This is a genomic window from Halomonas litopenaei, from assembly GCF_017303055.1.
GTDB classification, from domain to species: domain Bacteria; phylum Pseudomonadota; class Gammaproteobacteria; order Pseudomonadales; family Halomonadaceae; genus Halomonas; species Halomonas litopenaei_A.
Window position 1 is genome coordinate 197,665 of record NZ_JAEKJT010000007.1, and the last position, 24,057, is coordinate 221,721.

General features: G+C 56.5%; 17 protein-coding genes, 4 tRNA genes and 1 pseudogene. 9 read left to right on the top strand and 13 right to left on the bottom strand.

Features of this window, described 5'->3' with window-relative positions; genetic code table 11:
• Window positions 1-150: 150 nt before the first annotated feature.
• Window positions 151-1,524, top strand: coding sequence for a glutamate decarboxylase (locus JF545_RS15205; protein ID WP_206943448.1), 1,374 nt, complete (start codon window positions 151-153; stop codon window positions 1,522-1,524).
• A 593-nt stretch (window positions 1,525-2,117) separates the two neighbouring features.
• A pseudogene (locus tag JF545_RS15210) lies at window positions 2,118-3,186 on the top strand (IS3 family transposase).
• A gap of 431 nt (window positions 3,187-3,617) precedes the next feature.
• Here the strand turns inward: JF545_RS15210 and JF545_RS15215 are convergent.
• From JF545_RS15215 to JF545_RS15250, 7 genes are all read right to left on the bottom strand, one after another.
• On the bottom strand, window positions 3,618-4,010 hold the full coding sequence (locus JF545_RS15215; protein WP_206943450.1) for a hypothetical protein: 393 nt from the start codon (window positions 4,008-4,010) through the stop codon (window positions 3,618-3,620).
• 380 nt (window positions 4,011-4,390) lie between these two features.
• Complete coding sequence (locus tag JF545_RS15220) at window positions 4,391-4,717, bottom strand: hypothetical protein (protein ID WP_206943452.1); 327 nt, start codon at window positions 4,715-4,717, stop codon at window positions 4,391-4,393.
• Window positions 4,718-4,807: 90 nt separating this feature from the next.
• Window positions 4,808-6,187 (bottom strand): PIN domain-containing protein, encoded by a 1,380-nt coding sequence (locus tag JF545_RS15225; protein ID WP_206943454.1) that lies wholly within the window; start codon window positions 6,185-6,187, stop codon window positions 4,808-4,810.
• A gap of 122 nt (window positions 6,188-6,309) precedes the next feature.
• Window positions 6,310-7,719 carry a hypothetical protein gene (locus JF545_RS15230; RefSeq protein WP_206943456.1) on the bottom strand — a complete coding sequence of 470 codons (1,410 nt, stop codon included), beginning with the start codon at window positions 7,717-7,719 and terminating at the stop codon, window positions 6,310-6,312.
• 150 nt (window positions 7,720-7,869) lie between these two features.
• Window positions 7,870-8,226 carry a hypothetical protein gene (locus tag JF545_RS15235; RefSeq protein WP_206943458.1) on the bottom strand — a complete coding sequence of 119 codons (357 nt, stop codon included), beginning with the start codon at window positions 8,224-8,226 and terminating at the stop codon, window positions 7,870-7,872.
• Between the two features lie 372 nt (window positions 8,227-8,598).
• Complete coding sequence (locus tag JF545_RS15240; RefSeq protein ID WP_206943460.1) at window positions 8,599-9,060, bottom strand: hypothetical protein; 462 nt, start codon at window positions 9,058-9,060, stop codon at window positions 8,599-8,601.
• A 2,078-nt stretch (window positions 9,061-11,138) separates the two neighbouring features.
• Entirely contained in the window at window positions 11,139-11,855 is a 717-nt protein-coding gene (locus JF545_RS15250; RefSeq protein ID WP_242520893.1) for a GntR family transcriptional regulator, read from the bottom strand.
• A 288-nt stretch (window positions 11,856-12,143) separates the two neighbouring features.
• Between JF545_RS15250 and JF545_RS15255 the strand changes: the two genes are divergently transcribed.
• The 4 genes from JF545_RS15255 to JF545_RS15270 all read left to right on the top strand — a co-directional run bounded on the left by JF545_RS15255 (window position 12,144) and on the right by JF545_RS15270 (window position 16,822).
• Window positions 12,144-13,553, top strand: coding sequence for a flagellar biosynthesis protein FlgA (locus JF545_RS15255; RefSeq protein ID WP_206943464.1), 1,410 nt, complete (start codon window positions 12,144-12,146; stop codon window positions 13,551-13,553).
• Between the two features lie 74 nt (window positions 13,554-13,627).
• On the top strand, window positions 13,628-14,596 hold the full coding sequence (locus JF545_RS15260; protein ID WP_206943466.1) for a tripartite tricarboxylate transporter substrate binding protein: 969 nt from the start codon (window positions 13,628-13,630) through the stop codon (window positions 14,594-14,596).
• A 137-nt stretch (window positions 14,597-14,733) separates the two neighbouring features.
• On the top strand, window positions 14,734-15,282 hold the full coding sequence (locus tag JF545_RS15265) for a tripartite tricarboxylate transporter TctB family protein (RefSeq protein ID WP_206943468.1): 549 nt from the start codon (window positions 14,734-14,736) through the stop codon (window positions 15,280-15,282).
• Between the two features lie 46 nt (window positions 15,283-15,328).
• Window positions 15,329-16,822: a tripartite tricarboxylate transporter permease gene (locus JF545_RS15270; protein WP_206943470.1), complete on the top strand. Its 1,494-nt coding sequence runs from the start codon at window positions 15,329-15,331 to the stop codon at window positions 16,820-16,822.
• Window positions 16,823-17,042: 220 nt separating this feature from the next.
• Here the strand turns inward: JF545_RS15270 and JF545_RS15275 are convergent, their stop codons facing one another.
• The 6 genes from JF545_RS15275 to JF545_RS15300 all read right to left on the bottom strand — a co-directional run bounded on the left by JF545_RS15275 (window position 17,043) and on the right by JF545_RS15300 (window position 19,404).
• Window positions 17,043-17,348 (bottom strand): YrhK family protein, encoded by a 306-nt coding sequence (locus JF545_RS15275; protein ID WP_206943472.1) that lies wholly within the window; start codon window positions 17,346-17,348, stop codon window positions 17,043-17,045.
• Between the two features lie 330 nt (window positions 17,349-17,678).
• Window positions 17,679-17,754: transfer RNA gene (locus JF545_RS15280), tRNA-Asn, on the bottom strand.
• Between the two features lie 109 nt (window positions 17,755-17,863).
• Window positions 17,864-17,939, bottom strand: a tRNA-Asn gene (locus JF545_RS15285).
• A 46-nt stretch (window positions 17,940-17,985) separates the two neighbouring features.
• A tRNA-Asn gene (locus JF545_RS15290) sits at window positions 17,986-18,061 on the bottom strand.
• Window positions 18,062-18,311: 250 nt separating this feature from the next.
• Window positions 18,312-18,388, bottom strand: a tRNA-Met gene (locus JF545_RS15295).
• 134 nt (window positions 18,389-18,522) lie between these two features.
• Window positions 18,523-19,404: a choline ABC transporter substrate-binding protein gene (locus JF545_RS15300; protein WP_224852086.1), complete on the bottom strand. Its 882-nt coding sequence runs from the start codon at window positions 19,402-19,404 to the stop codon at window positions 18,523-18,525.
• 277 nt (window positions 19,405-19,681) lie between these two features.
• Here JF545_RS15300 and betI point away from each other — a divergent pair, with 277 nt between their 5' ends.
• The 3 genes from betI (at window position 19,682) to betA (ending at window position 23,834) form a co-directional block, all read left to right on the top strand.
• Window positions 19,682-20,278 (top strand): transcriptional regulator BetI, encoded by a 597-nt coding sequence (betI, locus tag JF545_RS15305; RefSeq protein WP_206943477.1) that lies wholly within the window; start codon window positions 19,682-19,684, stop codon window positions 20,276-20,278.
• Window positions 20,279-20,449: 171 nt separating this feature from the next.
• Window positions 20,450-21,919 (top strand): betaine-aldehyde dehydrogenase, encoded by a 1,470-nt coding sequence (gene betB / locus JF545_RS15310; RefSeq protein WP_206943479.1) that lies wholly within the window; start codon window positions 20,450-20,452, stop codon window positions 21,917-21,919.
• Between the two features lie 157 nt (window positions 21,920-22,076).
• Window positions 22,077-23,834 (top strand): choline dehydrogenase, encoded by a 1,758-nt coding sequence (betA, locus tag JF545_RS15315; protein WP_242520894.1) that lies wholly within the window; start codon window positions 22,077-22,079, stop codon window positions 23,832-23,834.
• Window positions 23,835-24,057 lie beyond the last annotated feature (223 nt).

Sequence of the window (24,057 nt, forward strand, 5' to 3'; positions counted from 1 at the left end):
GAAGGCTCGCCATAACACATCCAAAGGGAGCCACGGCGAAAAGGACCCACAGACACCTGGCACGGGGAAGGAAGGCACTTCGCCAGATGGAGGACAGGCCAGCCCGAGGCAACTGATGACGTGTTCCATCACCCGCATAGGAGCATCACCATGAAGCATTCCTCTCCCTTTGACCTGTTCGTCAACGAGTACAACGAAGACATACCCGAGCATCACTTTCCCAGAAGCAGCATCTCGGCCTCAGCGGCGGAGGCCATTGTCAACTCGGAGGCCTGGACCGACGCCCAGCCTGTCATGAACCTTTCCTCCTTCGTCACCACCTTTACCGAACCCGAAGCTCTCAAGGTGCTTGATCAGCACTTTCTGAAGAACTTTATTGACCATGACATGTACCCACAGCTGTTCGCTATAGAGCAGCGAATGGTCCGTTGGCTGCATGACCTGTGGAACGGGCCGAAGGAGGCCACCCCGTATGGAGCGGCGACGGTGGGCTCCTCTGAAGCCTGCATGCTGGCAGGACTGGCCCACAAGTGGAACTGGCGCCAGGCCCGCGAGGCCGCTGGCAAGGAGACGTCGCGGCCCAACCTGGTGACCGGGGGCAACGTGCAGATCGTGTGGAAGAAATTCCTGCGCTACTTCGATGTCGAACCCAGGATTGCGCCACTCAAGCCCGGCAATTATCGACTGACCACCGAACACCTTGATGCACTGGTGGACGAGAATACCATCGCCGTCGTCGCCATCGCTGGCCAGACCTTCACGGGTGAAGATGATGATATCGAAGCGATTCATGACTGGCTGGACGACTACGAGCGACGCACTGGCCACAACGTGCCCATGCATATCGATGGCGCGTCCGGGGGTTTCGTCAATCCCTTCCTCTACCCCGACTACCCGTGGGACTTTCGACTGGCCCGGGTCAAGTCCATCAATGCATCAGGCCATAAGTTTGGGCTGGTGCCTCCGGGATTGGGTTGGGTGATCTTCCGTGACCGTGAGACCTTCAACGAGGATCTGGTGTTCTACGTCAATTACCTTGGCGGTGAGATGCCCACGGCAACCCTCAACTTTTCCCGCAGCGCTGCCCAAATCGCCTACCAGTACTACACCTTCATTCGCCTCGGGCACGACGGTTACCGCGAGATCATGCTACATACAGTCGAGAACGCTAAATACCTGCGCAACTTGCTGGTGGAGAGCGGCTACTTCGACATCATGAATCAGACACAGCGAATTCCGGTGGTCGCGCTCACGCTCAAAGACAACTTCGATACCTTCAATGAGTTTGATATCTCCGCCAAGGTGCGTGAACGTGGATGGGTACTCTCGGCCTATTCCATGCCACCGAACGCAGAAACCGTGACCAGTCTGCGCATCGTGGTGCGCCCCCATCTCAACCGCAACGTCATCAAGGGCTTGGCTAGAGATATCGTCACTGCATGCGACTGGCTAAAAGCACATGGCGGCACGTCAGTCGCCCCGGCGTTGCACGATCATACGAAAACAGCCATCAGCAAGTGTTGAGCGCCCTTCTAAGGCCGTTGGTCACCGCCAGCGGCACCCTATTCCTCAACACGGGGTAAAGAGCTGCAGCAGAACCTTGATCGTCGCTCGTCACTCCTGCTCGACTTCGCCAAGCCAGGCCTGAGCGGGCGGCACACGGTGAAAGGCTAGGCAGAGTCAGAGCCATATAGCTGCACGCAGAACGAAAAAGCCGGGGCATCAAGCCCCGGCTTTTTTTGGTTCTAGCGGTCTGAAGCCAGCCATCGACAACCTAACGGCGAACAGCCCTTCTCTCTCTTCTCTCTCTTCTCTCTCGTCTCTCCCTCCAAAGCCACATCACGACCAAGAGTTCGAGCACTGCAAAGCCAATAAACGCCACCCCGTAGCCCAATCGAGCCTGACGCTGATGCGCCTCGGTCGGAAACAGCTCCAGCGAGCCCTGCAAGAATCCAGCACCGCTCAACAGCATCAACACGAGTAACAGCACCGCAACACACCAGAGTAGGATTCTCACCTTCGTCCCGCCTTGTTCTTCATGAACTTTCCCCCAGAAACCAGTCCACCGTCAATGTGACATTTCCGCTACATTTACCCTGATAGCCAGAGATCTCGCGATGAAGCCTAATCGACACACCGAAGAGCAGGTCATCACCATCCTCAAGACGCATGAGCGCGGCGTCTCAGTGGCCGAGCTGGCTCGGCAGAATGACGTGACCAAGCAGACCATCTATCGCTGGAAGGCCAAGTACGGCGGTATGGAGGTATCAGAGGCCAAACGTCTGCGGGAGCTGGAGGCAGAGAATGCTCGCCTGAAGAAGCTGCTGGCGGAAACCGCTCTCGACAATGCTGCGCTCAAGGAGATCGTCTCGGGAAAGTGGTGACGCCCGAAGCGAAGCGGCAGGCGGTAACGCACCTGGTGACAGGCGGCTGGCTCAGCCAGCGACATGCCTGTCGATTGCTGGGCCTGCCACGGTCGGTGGCCCGCTACCAGGCGATGCCGCGTGACGATGAGCCGCTTCGAACGCCTTGGCGACCTGCTACCCCCGCTACGGCTACCTGTTGCTGCACGCTCTGTTGCGGCAGGAGGGCCTGGTGGTGAATCGCAAGCAAACCTACCGGCTATACCGTGAGGCTGGGCTTCAGGTTCGCACCCGGCGGCGCAAGCGACTGGTACGGCCAAGAGCGCCGATGCCGTGTCCAGACAGGCCCGACCAGCGCTGGTCGATGGACTTCGTCTCGGATCAGCTGGCCTCGGGGCGCCGCTTCCGCGTGCTGAACATCGTGGATGACTTCAGCAGAAAGTGTGTTGGTCAGCTGGTGGACACGTCCATTTCCGGACGTCGCTTGGCCAGGTTCCTAGACGAGCTCGCGCAACACCGCTCGCTGCCTGCATCGATTGTCTGCGATAACGGCCCCGAGCTGACCAGCAAGGCGATGTTCTTTTGGGCGCGTGAGCGGAAGGTCACGCTGGCCTTCATCCAGCCAGGCAAGCCGACGCCGAATGCCTCCATCGAGAGCTTCAACGGCAAGTTCCGGGATAGCTGCCTCAATCAGCACTGGTTTCTGAGCCTTGCCGATGCCCGTCATGAAATTGACCAATGGAGAGTCCACTACAACCATGTCAGACCGCACAGCTCGCTGGACGATATGCCGCCCGTCGCCTATGCCCAGCGATGTGCATGAAGGCGCGGTTTCTCACATTGTGGGTGGACCTGCATCAGAGAGAAGGTCAATCGTGCGCATCTTCAGCTGGATTTTCATTACGATAGGCTGTCCACTTTATCCCTTTACTCCCACAAACCAGTAATTCCCAGTATGAAATTATAATGGGAGTACCTGATAGGTTTCTTACAATTATGTCGTTACCAATTTCAAGCACTCCAACAAAACTATAACTGACTTCCATTCGTCGCCTAGAATTCCATAGCTCCCATAGTTTTATTAAAGCCAACAAGGTAGACAAACCTGCACCCCAGAGTGCAATCATTTCATTGCTAATGCCCATGAACCCCCTTAAATGCCTAACGCCTCAAATAACCGGCAGCTGGAACGGAGCGGAGCGCAGTGTAAGTTGTCCAGCGGCGAAGGCGCGAAGTTGATTGACTTGTTAGGTATTATCGAACGTCTCTTTCTCGAAGTAGCGTATGAATTTCATTGAGTGTGGCAATTTGTCTTTTCTCAAATGGTGTTTGCTTATCTGCTTGTTGCAATGTAGCGATACCAGTCATCACACTAGCAGCTCCTATAAGGAAAGTTACAGCATTCATTGATCCTTGAATATAGAACCAGCCAGCAGCAACAAGCAGTAGCAATGCTAAAAATGCAAGAAACTTCCACGTAACACCATTTTTTCGAGAGCGTTCATCCCTTAATAGTTGATTTCTATGCGCTTCTTCATGTAAAAGCTCTTCATTATTGCAGTGAATTAACAACTTATATACGCTATTTTCAGAATTGTCGTTAATAGTGACATCACCATGTATATCACCTGGATTGAAATCTCTCAATATCACCTCCTTAGTAAAGATGCCTAACGCCTGCCAGCAGGCGTGCGGGTTTTTGCATCGCCTGCCTGGCCTTGTTAGGTGTGAGTGTTCTGCTATTGACAGTTAATGGCAATGAACCGTTCCGACACTATTATCCATATGGCAACACTGCCCGGGTGGAGAACTTTTCCGGCACCCGCCCCCGTGGGCCAGAGCGGTGCCGCTAACCAAAGTAAGAACGATTGCGATAACAAGAACTTTCATATCTCCCCCTACTTCTGATTGGATTTATCCTCGGGACCTGAAACTACACACCTAACGCCAAAACTCAGCCGCGGTCTCGGCGACGCAAAGCGGTGGCAAGGATGTCGTCTGGAGTGCCTTGTTGTACGAACATCTGTTCACCGCGAAAGGCTTAGACCGGCGAGGATTTTGAGCTTCTCTAAATACAACTTCATGTTCGCAGCGCTGCTCGTTGGAACACAACCGTCGTTATAAAGATACACCCTATCTCCCTCGATTTCTCCTGAATACGACAGTTTCTTCAGCTTCGCGGGGCCAAGACCGGAAAGGCAAGCTGAAACGGGATGCTGCTCATACGTCACAAAATCATCCGTGTTGAAGCCAACAGGTTTGTAGCTTCGGTTCAGTACGACCCAGTTTCCATTTGCCTGCTTTTCGATGCAGTAAGGGAAGTACACGGCGCGGAAATCTGTGTGTGTGCTCATGGTTGAACCACCCTCTCCTTGTTCGTATAACGCCCGCATTTGCGGCTGATTTGGAGCGCAGCGGAAAAACATTCCGACAACATGCGCTTGTTACATGTGATGCCCAATATGGATATCTTCATAGGGTGTAAATCCATAAACGTATCCAGCATCCTCATCAAAATCAGCTTTACCTACGATTATTCTTAAATTACTGTCCATTTCTGGTAAGCGCCTACGAATTCGATGAAGAACTTCAGGAACAGCTTCTTCTTCTAGAACCACGAAAATAATTGCAAGCTCATGAAACCCTTGCTCCTTGAGCAGATAGTACGACCTATAAAAGTCTTCATTCATGCGATTCATCAAGTTCTTAGGGTGCATTGTTAGCTTGACCTCAAAACCAAACTTCAGATCTTCTTGGTAGCCAACAAAATCTGGGAAGCCATTTCTATTAAGCTCAAGCTGATCGAACAAGTGAGAAAGCCATTCATAAACTGCTTTTTCAGCTGACCTTGCTAGTTCATGGATACGCATATTACGCATAGCCATTTCACGCCTTCGATCAGATACTTCACGAACCTCTTCAATTGCCTCTTCTGTGACTTGGGCATTTAGTTTTTCGTTAGCGAAATTTAAAAAGCCCTCTGTATTGTAAACATGGAACCTCTCAACCCCTGCTTCACGACTGATTTCGTCGGTTAGCTCAGGTCTAACGCCAATAGTTTTTTTACCGTTGCTATCAACCTTCCACCACCAATCGGCCTTCGCATCATCTGTTACAAAGACTACATCCTGTATTTGATTTTCCTTCGCATGGTTTATTATCTGCTTCCAGATTATCAAATCACCATATTTTCGTTTATACGTGATTCCGGCGTATGTAAACTCGTCTGGCTGTTTGTCATCTTTTGATGAGTCTTTGAATCCCGGCGGGATATTGTTTTTATATCTCAACTCTCCATCTTTAGATATATCGTCTACTTCGTTTTGATCCTTTGGTGGGCTTCCGATTTTCCCCTCGAATAAGGCGTCTATTCTATTTCGAATTTCATCATCTGAATTTACACTAATGCTGTTGCCTTCAAGGTTGCTTAATTCCTTTACAAATGAACTTTTAACCTCGTCGAATTTATCTAGGAGTTCATCCGGATTGATGTAGCTATGGCGTTTTTTTAACTGGAGAGCATCAAATTCGTTCTTCATACCGGAGACTGCACTTTCAACGATATTCTTTACCTCTGAGAATCTCTTATGCTGTTCCGCGATAACAGTTAATCTGTTGCGCTGGTATTCAAGACCCACATGGTAAGGAACCCAGGCACGATCAGACAACTTCTCAATAACTTGTAATAGGGCATCACGAGTAGAAGATTGATATCTATACAAATTTAAAAGTACATTTGTATCAAAAATGAAAATTGCGTTATCCCAAAGTGCGACAAAATCGCCCTCACCTAACCTATAAAATCCTTTAAATAGACTTTTCATTATTCTTCAATCCAAACATGTAACGCCTGAGCTCAGGTACGTTTGAGGCGACGCCCGCTTTTGCGGAAGCAAAAGTGGGTGGTGGATCAAACGTCACCTTCAGCGATTTTTTAGAGCGCGCCCTAAAAAAGTACGCCCTTGATCTGGCTAACTAAATTTTTCCCTGCGCGATGATCACTAGACGTTTTTGGCATGGTGATTGTGTAGCGTTGATCACCCCTGAATGTCATTTTGTAATGCTTCCCGTCAGCCTCGATGTCGAACCCGAGTTCTTCGAGTTCGTGCGACATTGCTGAATCCAACTTTCTATACTGACTGAGCGCCGCTTTGATCCTTGCTATGAGCTCATCTCGATTTGATGATGGTTCAATGGCTGCGACCAAACTCTGCAGCAAGTGTTGTCGGCGAGAGTTGTCTTGAGCATCTCCCAACGCCTTTGCCAGCACGTCGTTCAACAGCTCGACCGTTTCGTTCTCATACAAGTCTAACTCTGAGCCTCGCGCAAGCACCGGCACGCCGGAAACTGCTTTGCCTCGAGTTCGAAGACCATGCACCTCCGCGGTGAGGCGTCGGATCTCAGCTTCCGCTCTATCGAGTGCTTCCTCTTTCGCCTTAAGCTCTTCGTCGAAACTTTCTACATATTCCGTTAGGTCAGCTGCGCCGTCCTTGCGCAGCCTTTCGATTTGTTGTCTGGCAATCAGTTCTCGCTGAAAGGCCCAAGTCAAGTCTCGGGGTGTCCTTAACCTGATTGCTCTGTTTCTGATGATACGAGAAATTTCACCGCCCAGCGATCTGGGGTCATAATCGAATTCCCGGGGCAGAAGAAGTTCCCGATCGCTAAGGTCCGGCCAATAAATACCGATTGCTCCACCGTAGGCATTTCTATGACCAACTTCATGCATCAGCCGAAATGAGAATTCACGGTTTGGCTCAGTCACTACATGGGCAATTCCGGAAAGCCTATGGGCCAAACTCTCCGGGCGAACAGAGACACCTCTGCTGGTTGAGGAGCTTAGGTAAACGATTGGGAGTTCATTGCGACAGGCTCCATTTATGAGATCCGCTGCTAGCTCGATGTCGCTATTACCTAAACATAACGGCTCGTCAGAAACCTTCTGCCAACCGTCTAAACCGCCGCCAAGCTCGGAGATGAACTGACGCACGATGTAAGGCTTTCGGGCTGGCGGCAATTTCAAAGCGGTAGTTTCAGACTCGCAATGTACCTTTACCGCAACCCTTCTTAATGATTCAGCGCCATGGTAGGTGACTTCGGTTGTCCAGGTAACGCCATCGTCTTCGTCCTTTTCGTAGCGAAGTCCGAGATAACTAGAGCCACTATCTGAAACTTTGATCCCTGCGACACGTTCCCTGCCGAGGTTCAAAGACCACTGGCTTTCGCCATTACCCTCGTCAAGAAGAGATTTATCGAACGCAGAATGCTGGCTGCCCACCAACCATGTCCGCATCAGCGAATCCACTTGATCTACGGTGGCGCCCTCTGCGATAGGAAAAATGGTCGAAAACGTAAGCATGGTTCTCCTCGTTTAGTTCGTGTACATAGCGCTCTAACACTGTGTTAAGGGGCAGGCAAAGCGGAGCTTTGGCTGTCCTGTGGAGGCCCGTAGGGCCGGAACGTACTTGAATACCTTGTTAGGCATTTGCGATTGAAACAACAAGATTTACTAACAAGTACATGCCAAAACAAATATAAAAAGACCAAGAACGCCTATTAGCCAGCCGCCTATATTGCTGTAGATGACTGTTGAACTATTTTTTTCAGGCTTCATAATTTTAAGTGAAAAAGCCTGAGCTATAAGAACCATTTTTACTACTACAAATGAAACAATATAGCCAAGCAGCATAAACCAAGAGCAAGCCGCATCATCAGCGTATGGCTGGAGATTGATAGTTGTTTCTTTCAATCTTAAGAAAACAGCAATTGATAAAGTTAAAGCGCCGCCTGAAATAGGAAAAACAGCATTAGCAACAGAATCCACTCTTCCTCTGAGTTCCTTCCAATCGCCATCATCATATTGCATAGACCATCCCTAGATGCCTAACGCCCGCCAGCAGGCGTGCGGGTTCTTGCATCGCCTGCCTCGCCTTGTTAAGAGTGAGTGCTCCGCTATTAAAAGTTAATGGCAATGAACCGTTCCAACACTATTATCCATATGGCAACACTGCCCGGGTGGCGAACTTTTTCGGCACCCTCCCCCGTGGGCCAGAGCGGCGCCGCTAACCAAAGTAAGAACGATTGCGATAGCAAGAACTTTCATATCTCACCCTGCTTCTGAGCGAATTAATTCTCGGGACTTGAAACTACACACCTAACGCCAACCATCAGCCGACCGCTTGGAGCGGAGCCGAAGGCGTAGCGGAAAGTGGGTCGGCTGCATGGTTTTGTTAGGTTTCTAGTGTTTAAGGCTAAGATATTTGCCAAATTTTTCATCAACTGGCGAATACATTTTTAGCAGATTTTTCTTTATGTCGGCGGCTGCATGAACATTTTTTGAGCGTTCTTCACCAACAGGCAAACCTTCCATTTGTGACTGGTACATCTGCAAATCAACAGCCAAGTGATAAATCTCTTTATCTAAGAACTCCGCTAATTCATCTGAAAATAACCACTTTGCTTGTCTAGTGCCCCTAAGAAATTCTTGTAGTTGTAGGTCATTCACAGCTCCGCTAGACATTATTGAGCTTAAGAACTTAGTGACTTCAGCATAAACCTCATAGCGACGCTCAAATAGATCAAGCTTTAGTTTATTTCGGTTCGTATTCCATTGCAGTAATGCAATCAATACGCCGAACAGGGCAATAGTGGGCACTGTTAGAGCGGATATATATGCTGTCCAATGTGGATCACAGTTCATTTTGAAACCTAACGCTTGAATTAAGCCGCGCCGCGAAGCGGTGTCGACTTGAATGAATTGTTAGGCAGCAGGCCGCCTAACGCTTCGGCTTGAGGCTCCGCAGAATGAGTTGATTGCTTGATAACACAAAGGCCGGCAACCAAAACAACAGCGCCCGCGGCAATAAACGCGAGGATAGATGCCCACATAAATCCAGTGCTCCAATGGCAAATGCACGGCTCCCTCCGCACGCGACCAAATAAAGTGCAAGGTTTCCGATTCTCTTGCTTCTTAGCGTACTCAAGCGAACAAAGACGGCGGAAACGGTTGTGGACAACTGCGGCTGCCAGGCCTAGTTGAAAAAGAAATGTAGCCCAGATGACAGCTTGTGAAAGGGTCGAGAACTCTGACTTGCCAATGATGCCGGAGAGAAAAGCAAGTAGAGCAACTGCGCCACCACCATTGATGAGGAGCAAGCCTCGAACTGTCTCCGAGTCAATCACTGCCCTCGTTTCTCTGCCCTCTGCCATAAACTTTCCCCTGCTGCCTAACATTTTTATTCATAGGCATGCTTATTTCGCTTCCGCACGAAGCTGCCTAGATTGCAGCCTATACCTTTGAATTGTTTCGCAAATTTCTTACTTTACGCCAGTGTAACTCGGGACAAAACGCACATGCTCATCTTCAAAGTGCGAATGCCCAAAGTCGATCATCAGCGATTGCAAAGCCATTAATTTTTCCGTAATTTTAAAGCGTCTGTGCGCAATAAACCCGCCCTCTGATGCATTGTGTCGAGCTCGCCTTTAAATCCTATGTCTGGTTTCGTATACGCGTATGAATACCGCACGCAGAGAAGCACCTACGCCATGTCACCAGGTGAAAGGCATACCTCCCCTTTCACCTACGAACCACCAACCATCCACGCTACCGCCACGGCGGCCACGGGAAATGACCACCCAGGCGACGAAGGCCGCTGTGCGATCAGGAGAAGGGGGGAAGTCAGTGTGGGTAACCGGGTACGCAGCATCCCGCCAATTAGATGGCGCCGTGCTGCATTTAACGTCAGATTAGCGTTGGCTGGTCATCCCTTGGCCATAGTCGGCTTTCCTATCCCTGCGCATGATCGTTTTATCGTGCTCTAAACGGCACTTTTATGGCTTGGTGTATGCCAATAAGAGCAGAATAGACAAAATATGCGTGGAATGGGAAAGAATTTGCGCGTTTTTTGGCTTATGTCTTATAAGCTGTTGAAATTCGAAAAATCCTTTCTGGACGCAGCTTCTTACATAAGTATCGGGGAGAGAGATTTATGCTGATAGGATTGCGCCACCGCACATGAGCAAGCGATCACTCACCTACGGCTAGCGGCGTTATGGGCTGTTCACCTTATCGCCGGATAATCACGATGTGTTGCAGATCAAGCCTAAGATACTTATTCACCGTTGACGGGAGCCGCTTCGCGGGTTTCTGAGACTCCGCTTCCGAGGTAGCCCTGCCGTGAGATGTCTTCGCGCCCACCGCTGCAAGAGGATCCTGGACCGCCCACTTGGACACCAAGACGAGCTGACATCTGTGTGCACGTCGGAATGAGCTACGAGGCCTTCAGATGGATACCCATATACAGTTTCGCATCGATGAAGAGACAAGGCGCCTAGCCCAGCAGATGGCAGAGAGTCAGGGGCGTACGCTCAGTGGAGCCTGCAGGGAATTGGTGGAACAGCTCGCCGAGCAACAGCGCCAAGCAACGTCATACCACAACGGGTTATCACTACAGGTCCAGCGTGCGTTTGACAAGCTCGAAGCCGGTGCAGCGACCTTTGTCGATCACGACACCGCTAAATCCCGGATGGAAGAACGAAAGGCACGGCTCCGCGCCCGTCACCTGCCCCGCAGTCATCGGTAATGTGGCTCCCTGGCTTGGCCGATGGACTTATCCCTACAACACCACTCGTCCGGCTAGTCAGCCGGCCCTGCCCCTTCGCTCGAGTCACTCCCCCATCTGCGCTACACCTTGCCTACAAGCGCCTTGCTATCTCGAACATGGCTTAGCGGCGCCGCCTGCCTCTCCTACCGTACCTTCCTCCCTACTTGTCCCTCCGCTACTGGCCGCTCTCGGTATCGGTATCGACATCGGCGAGGGGCTGGTCCTCAGCCGCGGGGTTGGCGTACTTCATCCAGGTCTTGCCCAGGTGGTTGCGTAGTTCATTACCCACCTGCGTAGGATCACGGGCTTCCAGGGCGGCCATGATGGCTTCGTGTTCTTCCATGGCCACCGACCACTTTTCGTTCTTCAGGTTGGAGAGGTAACGCACGCGATAGAGCTGTCGGCTCAGGGTGGCGTGGATCTCGATCAGTGAGTTGTTGCCGGAAAGCGCGACGATGCGGTTGTGGATCGCCTGGTTCAGGCGAAAGTAGTTCTGGCGGTCGCGACGCAGGAAGGCGGCCTTCATCTCGAAGTGCAGGGCCTGCAGTTCGGCGATGTCATCGTCGGTGGCGTTGGCGCAGCAGAGCTCCGCGGCGGACTGTTCCAGCACGCTCAGCACGTAGGCCTTTTCCTGCACGTCCTGGGGGCTGACGTCGGCGACCACGGCGCCTCGCCGCGGGGAAATGACGACCAGGCCCTCGGCCGCGAGGATCTTGAAGGCCTCGCGCATGGGGGTACGTGAGACGTCCAGCTCTTCGGCCAGCTTGCGCTCCGGCAGCCGTTGCCCGGGCTGAAAATGGTCCATCACGATGTGCTCGCGCAGGTAGTTCGCCACCTTCTCTACCAGCCCTTCCCGTGGGTCCATTGCCGCTTCATCCATCGTCGTCGCCATCATGATCCTGAGGTGCGATAAGAATGGCATACCAAAAATTCTCAATCAAACTTGGCCGCGTTTTGACGCAAACTTTTAATTGTATGCTTTTCATGCGGTTATACTGAAAGATACAGGAATTACTACCAAGGTCTAGGTGCCCAATGTTTGACCTTAAAAATGGTATACCACTAAATTTCACAGCATCCATGAACCACTCGCCCCACCCAGCCCGCCGCCTGAAGCGAGCATGGCTGCCCCTCAACAGCGGGGCGAAATGGGCCAGCCAGCACGGAGATGCCTCACTACATGAACTACTTACATCACTTTGACACCGCCGCTACCGTCGAAGCCTGCGTGGCCGGTGCCGGCGACTTTGGCCGAGGCATCCTCCGTCAGGCCCAGCAGATGCCGGGCATGAATGCGCGTATCGCGGTCGACATCAACGCCGCAGTAGCAGCAGAAGCCCTTGAAAAGGCGGGAATTCCGCTTTCGCGCATCGCGGTATGCCATTCTGCCGAGGAGGCTTCGGCTGCGTGGCAGGCTGGCCACTATCTGGCGACCGGCGACCTGGAGATCGTCAAACACCTGGATTTCGATATCCTGGTGGAAAGCACTGGTATACCAAATGCGGGTGCGGCTCACGCTGCCAGCGCACTCAAGGCAGGTAAGCATGTCGGTATTGCTACCAAGGAAACAGAATCCGTGGTCGGCCCCTACCTGACCCGCCTGGGCAATCGTCACAATCGCCTGTTCACACCCTTGGACGGTGACCAGCCGAGCCTGTTGATTGGCCTGGTCAGCTGGGCGCAGACACTGGGATTCGACATCATCGCTGCCGGCAAGAGCAGTGAATACGACTTTGTCTGGGATGAGGACGACCAGGCGATCTGGTGCAACGGCACTCGCTATGACGCGCCGGACATGGCCAACCTGTGGACGCTGCCAGAAGGCGATGAACGCAGCGTGGTGCGTGCACGGGGCGAACACCTCAACGCCATTCCGCAGATCTCCGCTCCGGATCTGTGCGAGATGACCAACGTGGCCAACGCCACTGGCCTGCTGCCCGATGACCCCGCCTTTCATGCCCTGGTGCTGCGCACTCACGAAGTGCCGACGCTGCTGGACCTGGAGGCCAATGGTGGCGTGCTCGCCGGCAGTGGCCGCCTGGAGGTGTTCAACTGCCTGCGCCGCCCGGACGAGTTGAGCTTTGCCGGTGGCGTGTTTGTCGTCGTTCGCTGTGAAGATGACCACGCCTGGCAGGTGCTGGAAGGCAAGGGTCATATCCTGAGTCGCAGCAAGAAGAGCGCCATGGTCTATCTGCCGCGCCACCTGCTTGGCCTCGAAGCACCGATCTCCCTGCTTGACGCCGTGCTGAAGGGCCTGCCCTCCGGCGGCGGTCAGGCGACCCGCCCGGCAGTAGACCTGGTCGCAAGGGCGACGTCTCCGCTGGAAGGCGGCCAGGCGCTGGAAATGAAGGGCCACCACCGACACATCGCAGGCCTTCAGCCAGAGGTGCACCCGGCCTCAGCCCTGGTCGCCAAGACGCCCGTGCCGTTCTACCTGCTTCCAGGCGCCACGCTGAAGCGCGATATCGCTGCAGGACAGCTGATTACCCTGGCCGATGTGACGCTTCCCGAGTCGACTCTGCTGACGCTGCGCCGTGAGCAGGATGCGATGTTCTTCTCGACTGCCGAACACATTTCGTCGCCGGCCTGACGTCGGGCCGAACCCACTGGCACTCAACGGGCTAAAGCCCACGCCTAACCACAACAATCCTTCCGGAGAACGCCATGCTTAGCCGACATCTCGTCCTTACTGCCAGCGCCCTTGGCCTGACCCTTGCTGCTGCCAGTCCCGCTGTCTTCGCCGCCGATGACGCCGCGGACTTTCCGTCCAAGCCCCTGCAATTCCTGGTTGCCGCCGGCGCCGGTGGCGGTACCGACAACTTCGCGCGCACCATCAAGCCGCTGCTCGAAGAGGCCATGGATACCCGCGTCACGGTGATCAACCTGCCGTCCGCATCCGGGGCACTGGCTCACCAGCGCACCGCCAATGGTGACGCCGATGGCCACACCCTGGACTTCGCCTCGTCTACCCTGGTGACCTCGCTGGCGGCCGGTCAGAACCCCACTGGCCTCGACCAGCTGACGCCGGTGGCGCGCATGCAGTCCGACGTGATGACCCTGATCGTCGATCCGGACAAGTACGCCGATTTCGACGCCTTCATGGAGCACGCCAAGGCCAATCCCGGCGAAGTGATCATCGGCGGCACCCACGCAGCAAGCCCGGACCGCATGGCCTTCCTGTCATTCCGTGACGCCACGGGCCTGGACATCAATTTCATCCCTTATGACGAAGAAGGCAGCGTGGCGGCCAACGTCATGGGCGGCAACATCGATGGCCTGTTCGGTGAAATCAGCTCGGTCCTGAGCTACATGGAATCCGGCGAGATGATGCCGATCCTGGTCTTCGCGGAAGAGCGCCTGGGCAACTTCCCGGACATTCCCACCACGGTGGAAAACGGCTGGGACCTGACCGATGGCAACGAGCGCGGCATCTTCGTCCACGCCGACACGCCTGACGCCATCGTCGAAAAACTCGAGACCACCCTGAAGGGCGTCTACGACTCCGAGACGTACCAGGAGTACGAAGAGCGCGTCAACCTGCACTACCGTGAAGGCTGGCTGGGTAGCGACGCCTACCGCGAGAAGCTCGAGCAGAACCTGGAGCTGTACACGCGCCTGCTGGAAAACAACTGATCTGTACACCGGGTGTGCGCCGCAACGGCTCGTCAGGGCCGTGACGGCCACCCCCATGAGGGCCGGGCTATGCCCGGCTCCCACCCCGGGGCCAGAGACAGCGGTCTGCTCTGCCCCATCGTGAACCGAGCCTCACCATGCATACCAAGTTCACCGTCTTTGCAGTCCTGCTGCTGGTCCTTGCCGGCATCACGCTGGTACCGACCCTGAATTTCCCCAGCTCCGAGGACGTCTCGACCTTCATCGGCCCGCGCTTGTGGCCCTTGTCCTTGCTGCTGCTGTTGATTGTCCTGTCAGCCACTCTGCTGGTGAGCACGCGACTGGCCCAGAAGAAGGAAGCGCAGCAAGGCCTCAGTCGTGAAAGCGACCCAGAGTCAGCGACTGACGTGCCCAACGCCACGGCAGACGATCCACTGGTCGCGCCAACTGAGCTGAACACGCCGGCAGCCTCTTCAACGTCAGGCGTTATCGCGGCCCACCGCCACTGGTGGGTAATGGGGGCTACCGTGGCCTACACGCTGCTGATGCCCGTCACCGGATTCCTGCTGGCCACCGTCATGTTCACCCTGGCCTGCACGCTACTGCTCGGCGCGCGCCACTGGGCCGCCCTGCTGGCCACCGTGGTCATTGCAGCGGTGCTGATACAGGGCGTGTTCTCTACCCTGCTGGGCATACCGTTGCCATGACCCTCAGTCGATACGATCTTTTACCCGTGCTTCCCAGGAGCTGACGATGCTGGAGAGTTTTCTGAGTGGGCTAGGCGTGGTCTTCCAGCCCATGAACCTTCTGATTCTGACCTCGGCCGTCTTCATCGGCTTCATCGGTGGCGCCCTGCCAGGCATAAGCGGTGTGATTCTGGTGGTCATCCTGCTGCCGGTCACCTATGGCATGGATCCGACCCAGGCGTTCATGCTGCTGACGGCCATCTACGGCTCTACCGTGTTCTCGGGGCTGATCACCGCCATTCTCTACCGCGCACCCGGCACCCCGGAAGCCGTGATGACGGCCTTCGACGGCTACCCCATGACCCAACAGGGGGAAGCGGGCAAGGCCCTGGGTATCGGCGTGCTCAGTTCTGCCATCGGCGGTCTGGTCGGCACCATCGCGCTGATCATCTTCACCCCCTTGCTGGCCTCGGTGGCGCTGAAGTTCTCATCGCCAGAGTACTTTGCCCTGGCCATTCTTGGCCTGACCGTGGTCGCCTCACTGGGCGGCAGACTGATCCTTGGACTGATCGGGGCTACCCTCGGCCTGTTGATCGCCACCATCGGCATTGACCCTCTTACCGGCACCAGTCGCTACACCTTCAACAACCTCAACCTGGCGGAAGGGGTTGGCCTGATTCCCGTCATCGTCGGGCTTTTTGCGGTGTCCGAGGTGATGAAGCGTTCACTTTCCCGGGATGCCGAACAGCCGCTGACCAAGGTCAAGATCAAGATCTTCGACGCCCCCATCCTGAAGAAGATCGGGGTGACCCTGTCGCGCTCGTCAATTCTTGGGGTGATCATCGGCATTCTGCCCGGCATCGGCGCCAGCACCGCGGCCATGGTTAGCTACAGCGAGACGGTGCGCTGGTCCAAGCATCCGGAAAAGTTCGGCAAGGGCGCCCCGGAGGGCATTGCCGCACCGGAAGCCGCCAACAACGCCGCCGCCATGGGCGCCCTGGTGCCCCTGTTTGCGCTGGGCATTCCGGGCAGTGGCACTACCGCGATCATCCTTGGCGCCTTTATCATGCATGGCCTGCAGCCGGGGCCGATGTTCATGCTGACCTCAAGCGATCTGATCTATGCGGTGTTCGCCGGACTGTTCGTGGTGAACTTCATGATCCTGGCGTTCTCCAAGCCGTTCATCAAGCTGTTCACCCGCCTGCTCAACGTCCCCTACTCGGCACTCGGCCCGATCATCCTGATGTGCTGCATCGTCGGTACCTACTCGGTGCGCAATTCGATGTTCGACGTGTGGCTGATGCTGGGTTTCGGCGTCCTCGGCTTTCTTCTCGAGAAGATCAAGTTCCCGCTGGTGTCGATCATTCTCGGCCTGGTCCTCGGCCCCATCGCGGAAAGCGAATTGCGGCGCTCGCTGGCCATGTCCCAGGGGGATCTCAGCATCTTCTTCTCGCGGCCGATCAGCGCCAGCTTGATCGTGATTGCCGTATTGCTGCTAAGCACCACCATCATCATCGCCCTGCGCAAGCGGGCCAGAACCCGTGCAGCGGCGATGGGCTGAGGGGATAAAGCCGCACACTGGCGAATCTTCCCCATCCCCCCACGCAGAAACGACATCGCCCTCGCTGCCACAGGCAGCGAGGGCGATCTTGCTTCTACTGATGGGCACCCGCGCCTAAGGCCACCCCACTGGGCCAAGACGCCTACCGCCCTGCCAATCAGGCCCGCCGTCAACCAGGCCCGCTATCAAGGAGCGAACAAGGCAGCGATACAAGGGCGGATCAATAGTCATGGCCTGCATCCACCGCGGCAGGCGCTTCAGGGTGCAGGCGCTGGATATGCACCCGCCGGGCAAGGCGAATGAGCGGGCGTATCATCATCTCGATACTGCCGATCAGAAACAGCCAGGTCCCTATATAGGCAAGCGACTCGTAGAAAAACAGAATACTGCCGATGATAAACCAGGTGCCGATTAAGAGGTCGTTGACGATACTGAGCACCTCATAGCGCTGGCGAATGATCAGCTCTTCATGACCGATGTGCAGGGTCAGAGTGGGCGTTTTCGACGACTGTTGCGTGGTTGTCATGGGGTCTTCCCTTTCGCAGTGGTTGTCCGGCGCCCTGTCGCGTTTCAGCGCGAGAGGGAGCAACCTGGTATCCAGAATAACCGTATGCAAAACAGGATAGAGGCAGCCAGTTTGGCGGAGCAAGACGAGGTAGCACCACAGGCCTGCAACGCGAGCAGGACACAACACATAGACGAAAAATGGACGAAACGAACGCAGCGATCGTTAACGCCAGGTACCGAAAGCCGACAAGGAAAGCCCAGAATTCCAAGGACAATAACGAAAAGCAAGGAAGGAAATAAAGGCAGCGAACTCAGGAGTGTCGCTAGATGGCGCAGAATGCAAATGCACTGGCTCCCCGAACAGGACTCGAACCTGTGACCCAATGATTAACAGTCATTTGCTCTACCAACTGAGCTATCGGGGAACGACAATGTGCAGTGCTAAATGATGCAGCGCTATATGGCATCAGGTAGCGACCTTGAGCCGGGCGACAATTCTTGCAAGGTACGGAGCATCGTGACATTGCGCCAAGATGGCTCCCCGAACAGGACTCGAACCTGTGACCCAATGATTAACAGTCATTTGCTCTACCAACTGAGCTATCGGGGAATGACCTTGAATTGTCGGTGCAAGAGGCGGGATCAACCTTGGAGGTTGGCTCCCCGAACAGGACTCGAACCTGTGACCCAATGATTAACAGTCATTTGCTCTACCAACTGAGCTATCGGGGAATCGCCTTGAGCACGGGGCGTAGTATACGGATCACGCCGAGATCGTCAAGCCCACCTGAAGGTTTATTGCCAGACAGGTCGACTTAACTCGCTGATCCGCCTCACAACCTTGGATAGCGTCCCCGCCTGACGCCGACAGCATCACGGCGACATCGCTCTGACGACACCGGCTGACACCGGACGCCCTGGAACCAGGCATGCTGAAACGACAGCGCCCGCTGACCGAAGTCAGCGGGCGCTGTCTAAATCCTGGTGGCTACGCCCTGACTCGAACAGGGGACCCCATCATTATGAGTGATGTGCTCTAACCAACTGAGCTACGTAGCCTTTTGGCCGTCAGGCAATAACATCGCCGTGTCGACGGGGGTGAATTATGCACACCCCCCAAGGACTTGGCAAGCCTGACCGCCAAATTTTCAGCGACGAAGACTCACAAGGGCTGTCGCCACCTCTAAAAGGTGTCAGTCGATACCCAGCGACGCCTTGACGGCTGGCAGCGCGGGCTCGCCATCGGCGGTATTGACGCCTTCAAGCCATGCCTCCAGCAGTGCCGGATTCGCCTTCAGGTAATCCTGGGCAGCCTCCTCCGGCGCCACGCCATCGTCCATGATGGATCCCATCAACTGGTTCTCCATCTCCAGGGTAAAGCTCAGATTGTCGAGCAGTGCGCCAACGTTCGAGCAGCTCTCGCTGTAGCCGGCACGTGTGTTGGTGTAGACCGTGGCGCCCCCCAGGTCGGGACCAAAGTAATCGTCTGCGCCCTCCAGGTAGGCCATATCGAAATTGGTATTCATCGGGTGAGGCTCCCACCCCAGGAAGACCATCCAGGACTCATCCGGGACCCTAGCCCGCAACTCGGCCAGCATGCCTGCTTCACTGGAGTCGACCAGCGACCAGTCGCCGAGACCGAAGGCGTCGTCGTCGATCATCTGCTGGATCAACTCATTGCCGTCGTTCCCGGCCTCGATGCCATGCAGCTCGCTGTCGAACTTGTCGGCGTGCTGGGCGAGATCTGCCACCGAGGTGACGCCCGCGTCGTGCACATACTGAGGCACCGCCAGGGTGTACTTGGCGCCTTCCAGGTTGGCACCCAGGCGGTCGACGTCACCCTGCTCCACGTAAGGGTCGCTGATGGACGCCATGGAAGGCATCCAGTTACCCAGGAACACGTCGAAGTCACCGTTCTTCATGCCTGAATAAGCAATCGGCACCGATACCGTATCGATGCGCGTCTCGTAGCCCATGGCCTGCAGCACCTGGGTGGTAAGCGCGGTAGTCGCGGTGATGTCGGTCCAGCCAACTTCAGCGAAACGCACCGGCTGGCAGCTGTCATCGGCGGCCATCGCCTGGGGGGCGGCAAGGCCGGCGATGGCAGCCGCCAGCACGGACAGAGCGGGAATCGTCGGGGTCGTCATGATGCACTCCTTATTCGGATTATCGGTTGCAGTATGGTGGCCTGTTCACGACGGTGCCGTTGAATCGACCAGATTTTGATTGAACGTCCAATCAATAAAAGGCATACTCTCTACATCCTAACCTCGGGGACACCTCGAGGAGCAAGTCACCGTTTCAACTCTCGAGCACCTGAAGGCTCGTGAGGCAGTGGTAGAGAGGTCTGTCATGCCCAAGGTAGGAATGGAGCCAATCCGCAGGCAACAGCTGATACAAGCCACCATGGCCGCCATCCATGAGGTCGGCCTGGCGGATGCCACCGTGATGCGTATCGCACGTCACGCGGGCGTGTCTGCTGGCATCATCAGCCACTATTTTGGCGGCAAGGACGGCCTGCTCGAAGCTACCATGCGGCAGATTCAGCACGACCTGGGCGACGCGGTCGCTGCACGTCGCAAAGCCCTCTCCGACAACAGCCCAAGAGCGCATCTGGAAGCCATCATCGATGGCAACTTTGATTCATCCCAGACCAACGCTCGCGCGGCCGGCACCTGGCTCGCCTTCTGGGCCAACTCGATGCACAAGGCTGACCTGCAGCGCCTGCAGAAGATCAACGATCGCCGGCTTTACGCCAACCTCTGCTACCAGTTCAAACGTCTGATGCCCCGTGACGAGGCACAGCGCGCCGCCAACGGCATGGCCGCCATGATCGACGGCCTGTGGCTTCGCGGCACCCTCTCGCCCGAGGGGCTGGACACCCGCCAGGCGCGTGAATTGGCGCGGGAGTACCTGCATCGTCTACTGGATCAGGCGGCCAGGACGTAGCGCATCCACTTGATCAGGCCGCCTGCCACCATCTGCAGAAAGCCTAGCCTGGATCAAGAGACGCCCCATCACCGTGCGAGGCATGCGCCTCAACGTCAGGGCACACTCGATGGCGCCGTCCGCGATCACCCCATCACCTTTATTAGCTCGCTCTCACCATAGGAGGATGTCATGGCAACGCTCGACACCCAGAAGCTCTATATCAATGGCCGTCTGACAGACGCCACCTCCAACGAGACGTTCAGCGTCACCAACCCCTACGACGGTAGCCACCTGGCAGACGTCCAGGTGGCCAGCGACGCCGACGTGGATGCCGCCGTGGCTGCCGCCCAGCAAGGCCAGAAGGTCTGGGGCGCCATGTCCGGCATGGAGCGAGGCCGCATTCTCAACCGCGCCGTGGCCCTGCTGCGTGAGCGCAACGATGAGATCGCGGAACTCGAGACCCGTAACACGGGCAAGCCCTTCAGCGAGACCTCCACGGTCGACATCGTCACCGGTGCCGACGTGCTGGAGTACTACGCAGGCCTGGCCGCCGCCATCGAAGGCAGCCAGATTCCGCTGCGCGAAGACAGCTTCGTCTACACCCGTCGCGAGCCGCTTGGCGTGATCGGTTCCATCGGCGCATGGAACTACCCGATCCAGATTGCCTGCTGGAAGTCAGCCCCTGCCCTCGCCGCCGGCAACGCGGTGGTCTTCAAGCCCAGCGAAGTCACCCCGCTGACCACCATGATCCTGGCCGAGGTGTTCACCGAAGCCGGCCTGCCGGATGGCGTCTTCAACGTCGTCCATGGCGAGGCTGAGGTGGGCCAGGCGATTACCGGCCATCCTGACATCGCCAAGGTGTCCTTCACTGGCGAGGTCGGCACCGGCAAGAAGGTCATGTCTGCCTCGGCGGCTTCCAGCCTCAAGGACGTGACCATGGAGCTGGGTGGCAAGTCACCGTTGATCGTATGTCGTGATGCGGACCTGGACCGTGCGGCCGACGCCGCCATGATGGCCAACTTCTACTCCAGCGGCCAGATCTGCACCAACGGCACGCGGGTCTTCGTCGATAACGCCATCAAGGCGGACTTCGAGGCGCGCCTGGCGACTCGTGTAGCGCGAATCAAGGCAGGCGATCCGATGGATCCGGCCGTGAACTTCGGCCCGCTGGTCAGCTTCGAGCATCAGCAGAAGGTCCTGTCGTACATCGCCCTGGGCCAGCAGGAAGGCGCTCGTGTGTTGGCCGGCGGCGAGACCTGGGATCAGGGTGACTGGGCCAAGGGTGCCTGGGCGGCGCCTACGGTGTTCACCGACTGCACCGACGATATGCGCATCGTCCGCGAAGAGATTTTCGGACCGGTCATGTCCGTGCTCGGCTTTGATAGCGAGGAAGAAGTGCTCCAGCGTGCCAACGCCACCACCTATGGCCTGGCGGCGGGCGTCTTTACCGAAAGCCTCAACCGCGCACACCGCATGATCCACCGCCTTGAAGCCGGCATCTGCTGGATCAACACCTGGGGCGAGTCGCCGGCCGAAATGCCGGTCGGCGGCTACAAGCAATCGGGTGTCGGCCGTGAAAACGGTATCGAGACACTGGCCCACTACACCCAGACCAAGTCGGTCCAGGTCGAGATGGGACCCTTCGAGTCGGTTTTCTAACCTCACCACATCCAGGGTCGGGGCCCCCACCCCGACCCCATGTGACAGGCTTGCGCGGAATCCCCTGCCCTTTCTCTTGATGGCTCGCCCTCCGGGCCATCCGACACCGCGTCGCGCCTGACCCCGACATCTCACTTATTCTCCCGGGAGGCGTTTCATGCCACAGCATCGTGAATACGACTACGTCATCATTGGCGCCGGCTCAGCCGGCAACGTTCTAGCGACTCGCCTGACAGAAGATCCTGACGTCCAGGTGCTGCTGCTCGAAGCAGGTGGCAAGGATCACCGCTTCGACTTTCGCACCCAGATGCCCGCCGCGCTGGCCTATCCGCTGCAGGGCAAGCGCTACAACTGGGCGTTTGAAACCGACCCTGAGCCGCACATGGACAATCGCCGCATGGAGTGCGGTCGCGGCAAGGGCCTGGGCGGCTCCTCGCTGATCAACGGCATGTGCTACATCCGTGGCAATGCCCTGGACTATGACGGCTGGGCCCAGCGTGCCGGGTTGGAAGACTGGCACTATGCCAACTGCCTTCCCTACTTCCGCAAGGCCGAGACCCGTGACATCGGCCCCAACGACTATCATGGTGGCGATGGCCCGGTCAGCGTGACCACGCCGAAGGAAGGCAACAATCCGCTTTATCACGCCTTTATCGAGGCAGGCCAACAGGCGGGCTACCCGGCCACTGAAGACGTCAACGGCTACCAGCAGGAAGGCTTCGGTCCCATGGACCGTTTCGTCACCCCCAATGGCCGTCGCGCCTCCACCGCCAGGGGCTATCTCGATGAAGCCAAGCAGCGTCCCAACCTGACCATCGAAACCCGCGCGACCACCGATGTGATCCTGTTCGAGGGCAAGCGCGCGGTCGGGGTACGCTATCAGCGCAAGGGCCAGGACCAGCAGGTGCGCATCCGTCGCGAAGTGCTGCTGTGTGCCGGCGCCATCGCCTCGCCGCAGATCCTGCAGCGCTCCGGCATCGGACCGGCCGACCTGCTCGAGGAGCTGGGTATCGAGGCCGTTCAGGTCAATGACAACGTCGGTGCCCATCTGCAGGACCACCTGGAGATGTACATCCAGTATGAGTGCAAGAAGCCGATCTCCCTCTACCCGGCGTTGAAGTGGTACAACCAGCCAGCCATCGGCGCAGAATGGATGTTCAAGGGCACCGGCATCGGCGCCAGCAATCAGTTCGAGGCAGCCGGGTTCATTCGTACCAGCCAGGAGGAAACCTGGCCCAACCTGCAGTACCACTTCCTGCCCATCGCGATCAGCTATAACGGCAAGAGTGCGGTACAGGCCCACGGCTTCCAGGCCCACGTCGGCTCCATGCGCTCGGAAAGCGAGGGCCGCGTGCGCTTGACCTCTCTTGATCCCAAGGCGGCGCCGTCCATCCTGTTCAACTACATGTCCACCGAGAAGGACTGGGAAGAGTTCCGCGACGCCATTCGCCTGACCCGTGAGATCATCGCCCAGCCGGCCATGGACGAATATCGCGGTCGTGAGATCTCTCCGGGACCGGACGTCAACACCGACGAGGAACTCGACGCCTTCGTGCGCCAGCACGCCGAGACCGCCTACCACCCCTGCGGCACCTGCCGGATGGGAGATGGCGACGACTGCGTGGTAGATGGCGCAGGTCGCGTGCACGGGGTGGAACGCCTGCGCGTGGTAGACGCCTCGCTGTTCCCGGTGATTCCCACTGGCAACCTCAATGCGCCGACGATCATGCTGGCAGAGCGAATGGCCGACAAGATTCGTGGCCAGCAGACACTGCCGCCGAGCGACGCGCCCTATTACGTGGCCAACGGTGCCCCTGCCCAGGCCACCCCGCAGCGCCGGCTCGAGGACGCCCACCCGACCCAGGGTGAGCGCCGCCTTGCAGCAGGCACCGACGGCTCGACACCTACTGGCTAGCGAAGCCCGCTGCCACACGCAGCATGTCGACGTCATCCCCCTGGCCCTGTGTTCATCACAGGGCTTTTTTGTGCAGCTCAGAGACGTTTGATTCGACCATGGTGCAAGACCAGGCGTTTTCAGTGGCTGGTTGCCAGTCGATGGGCTAATCTGCAAGAATTCAAACAGGCGTTTTATTCCAATCACCGGCAACACTCTGCCTCTATCGCCAGCCAAGGAGACT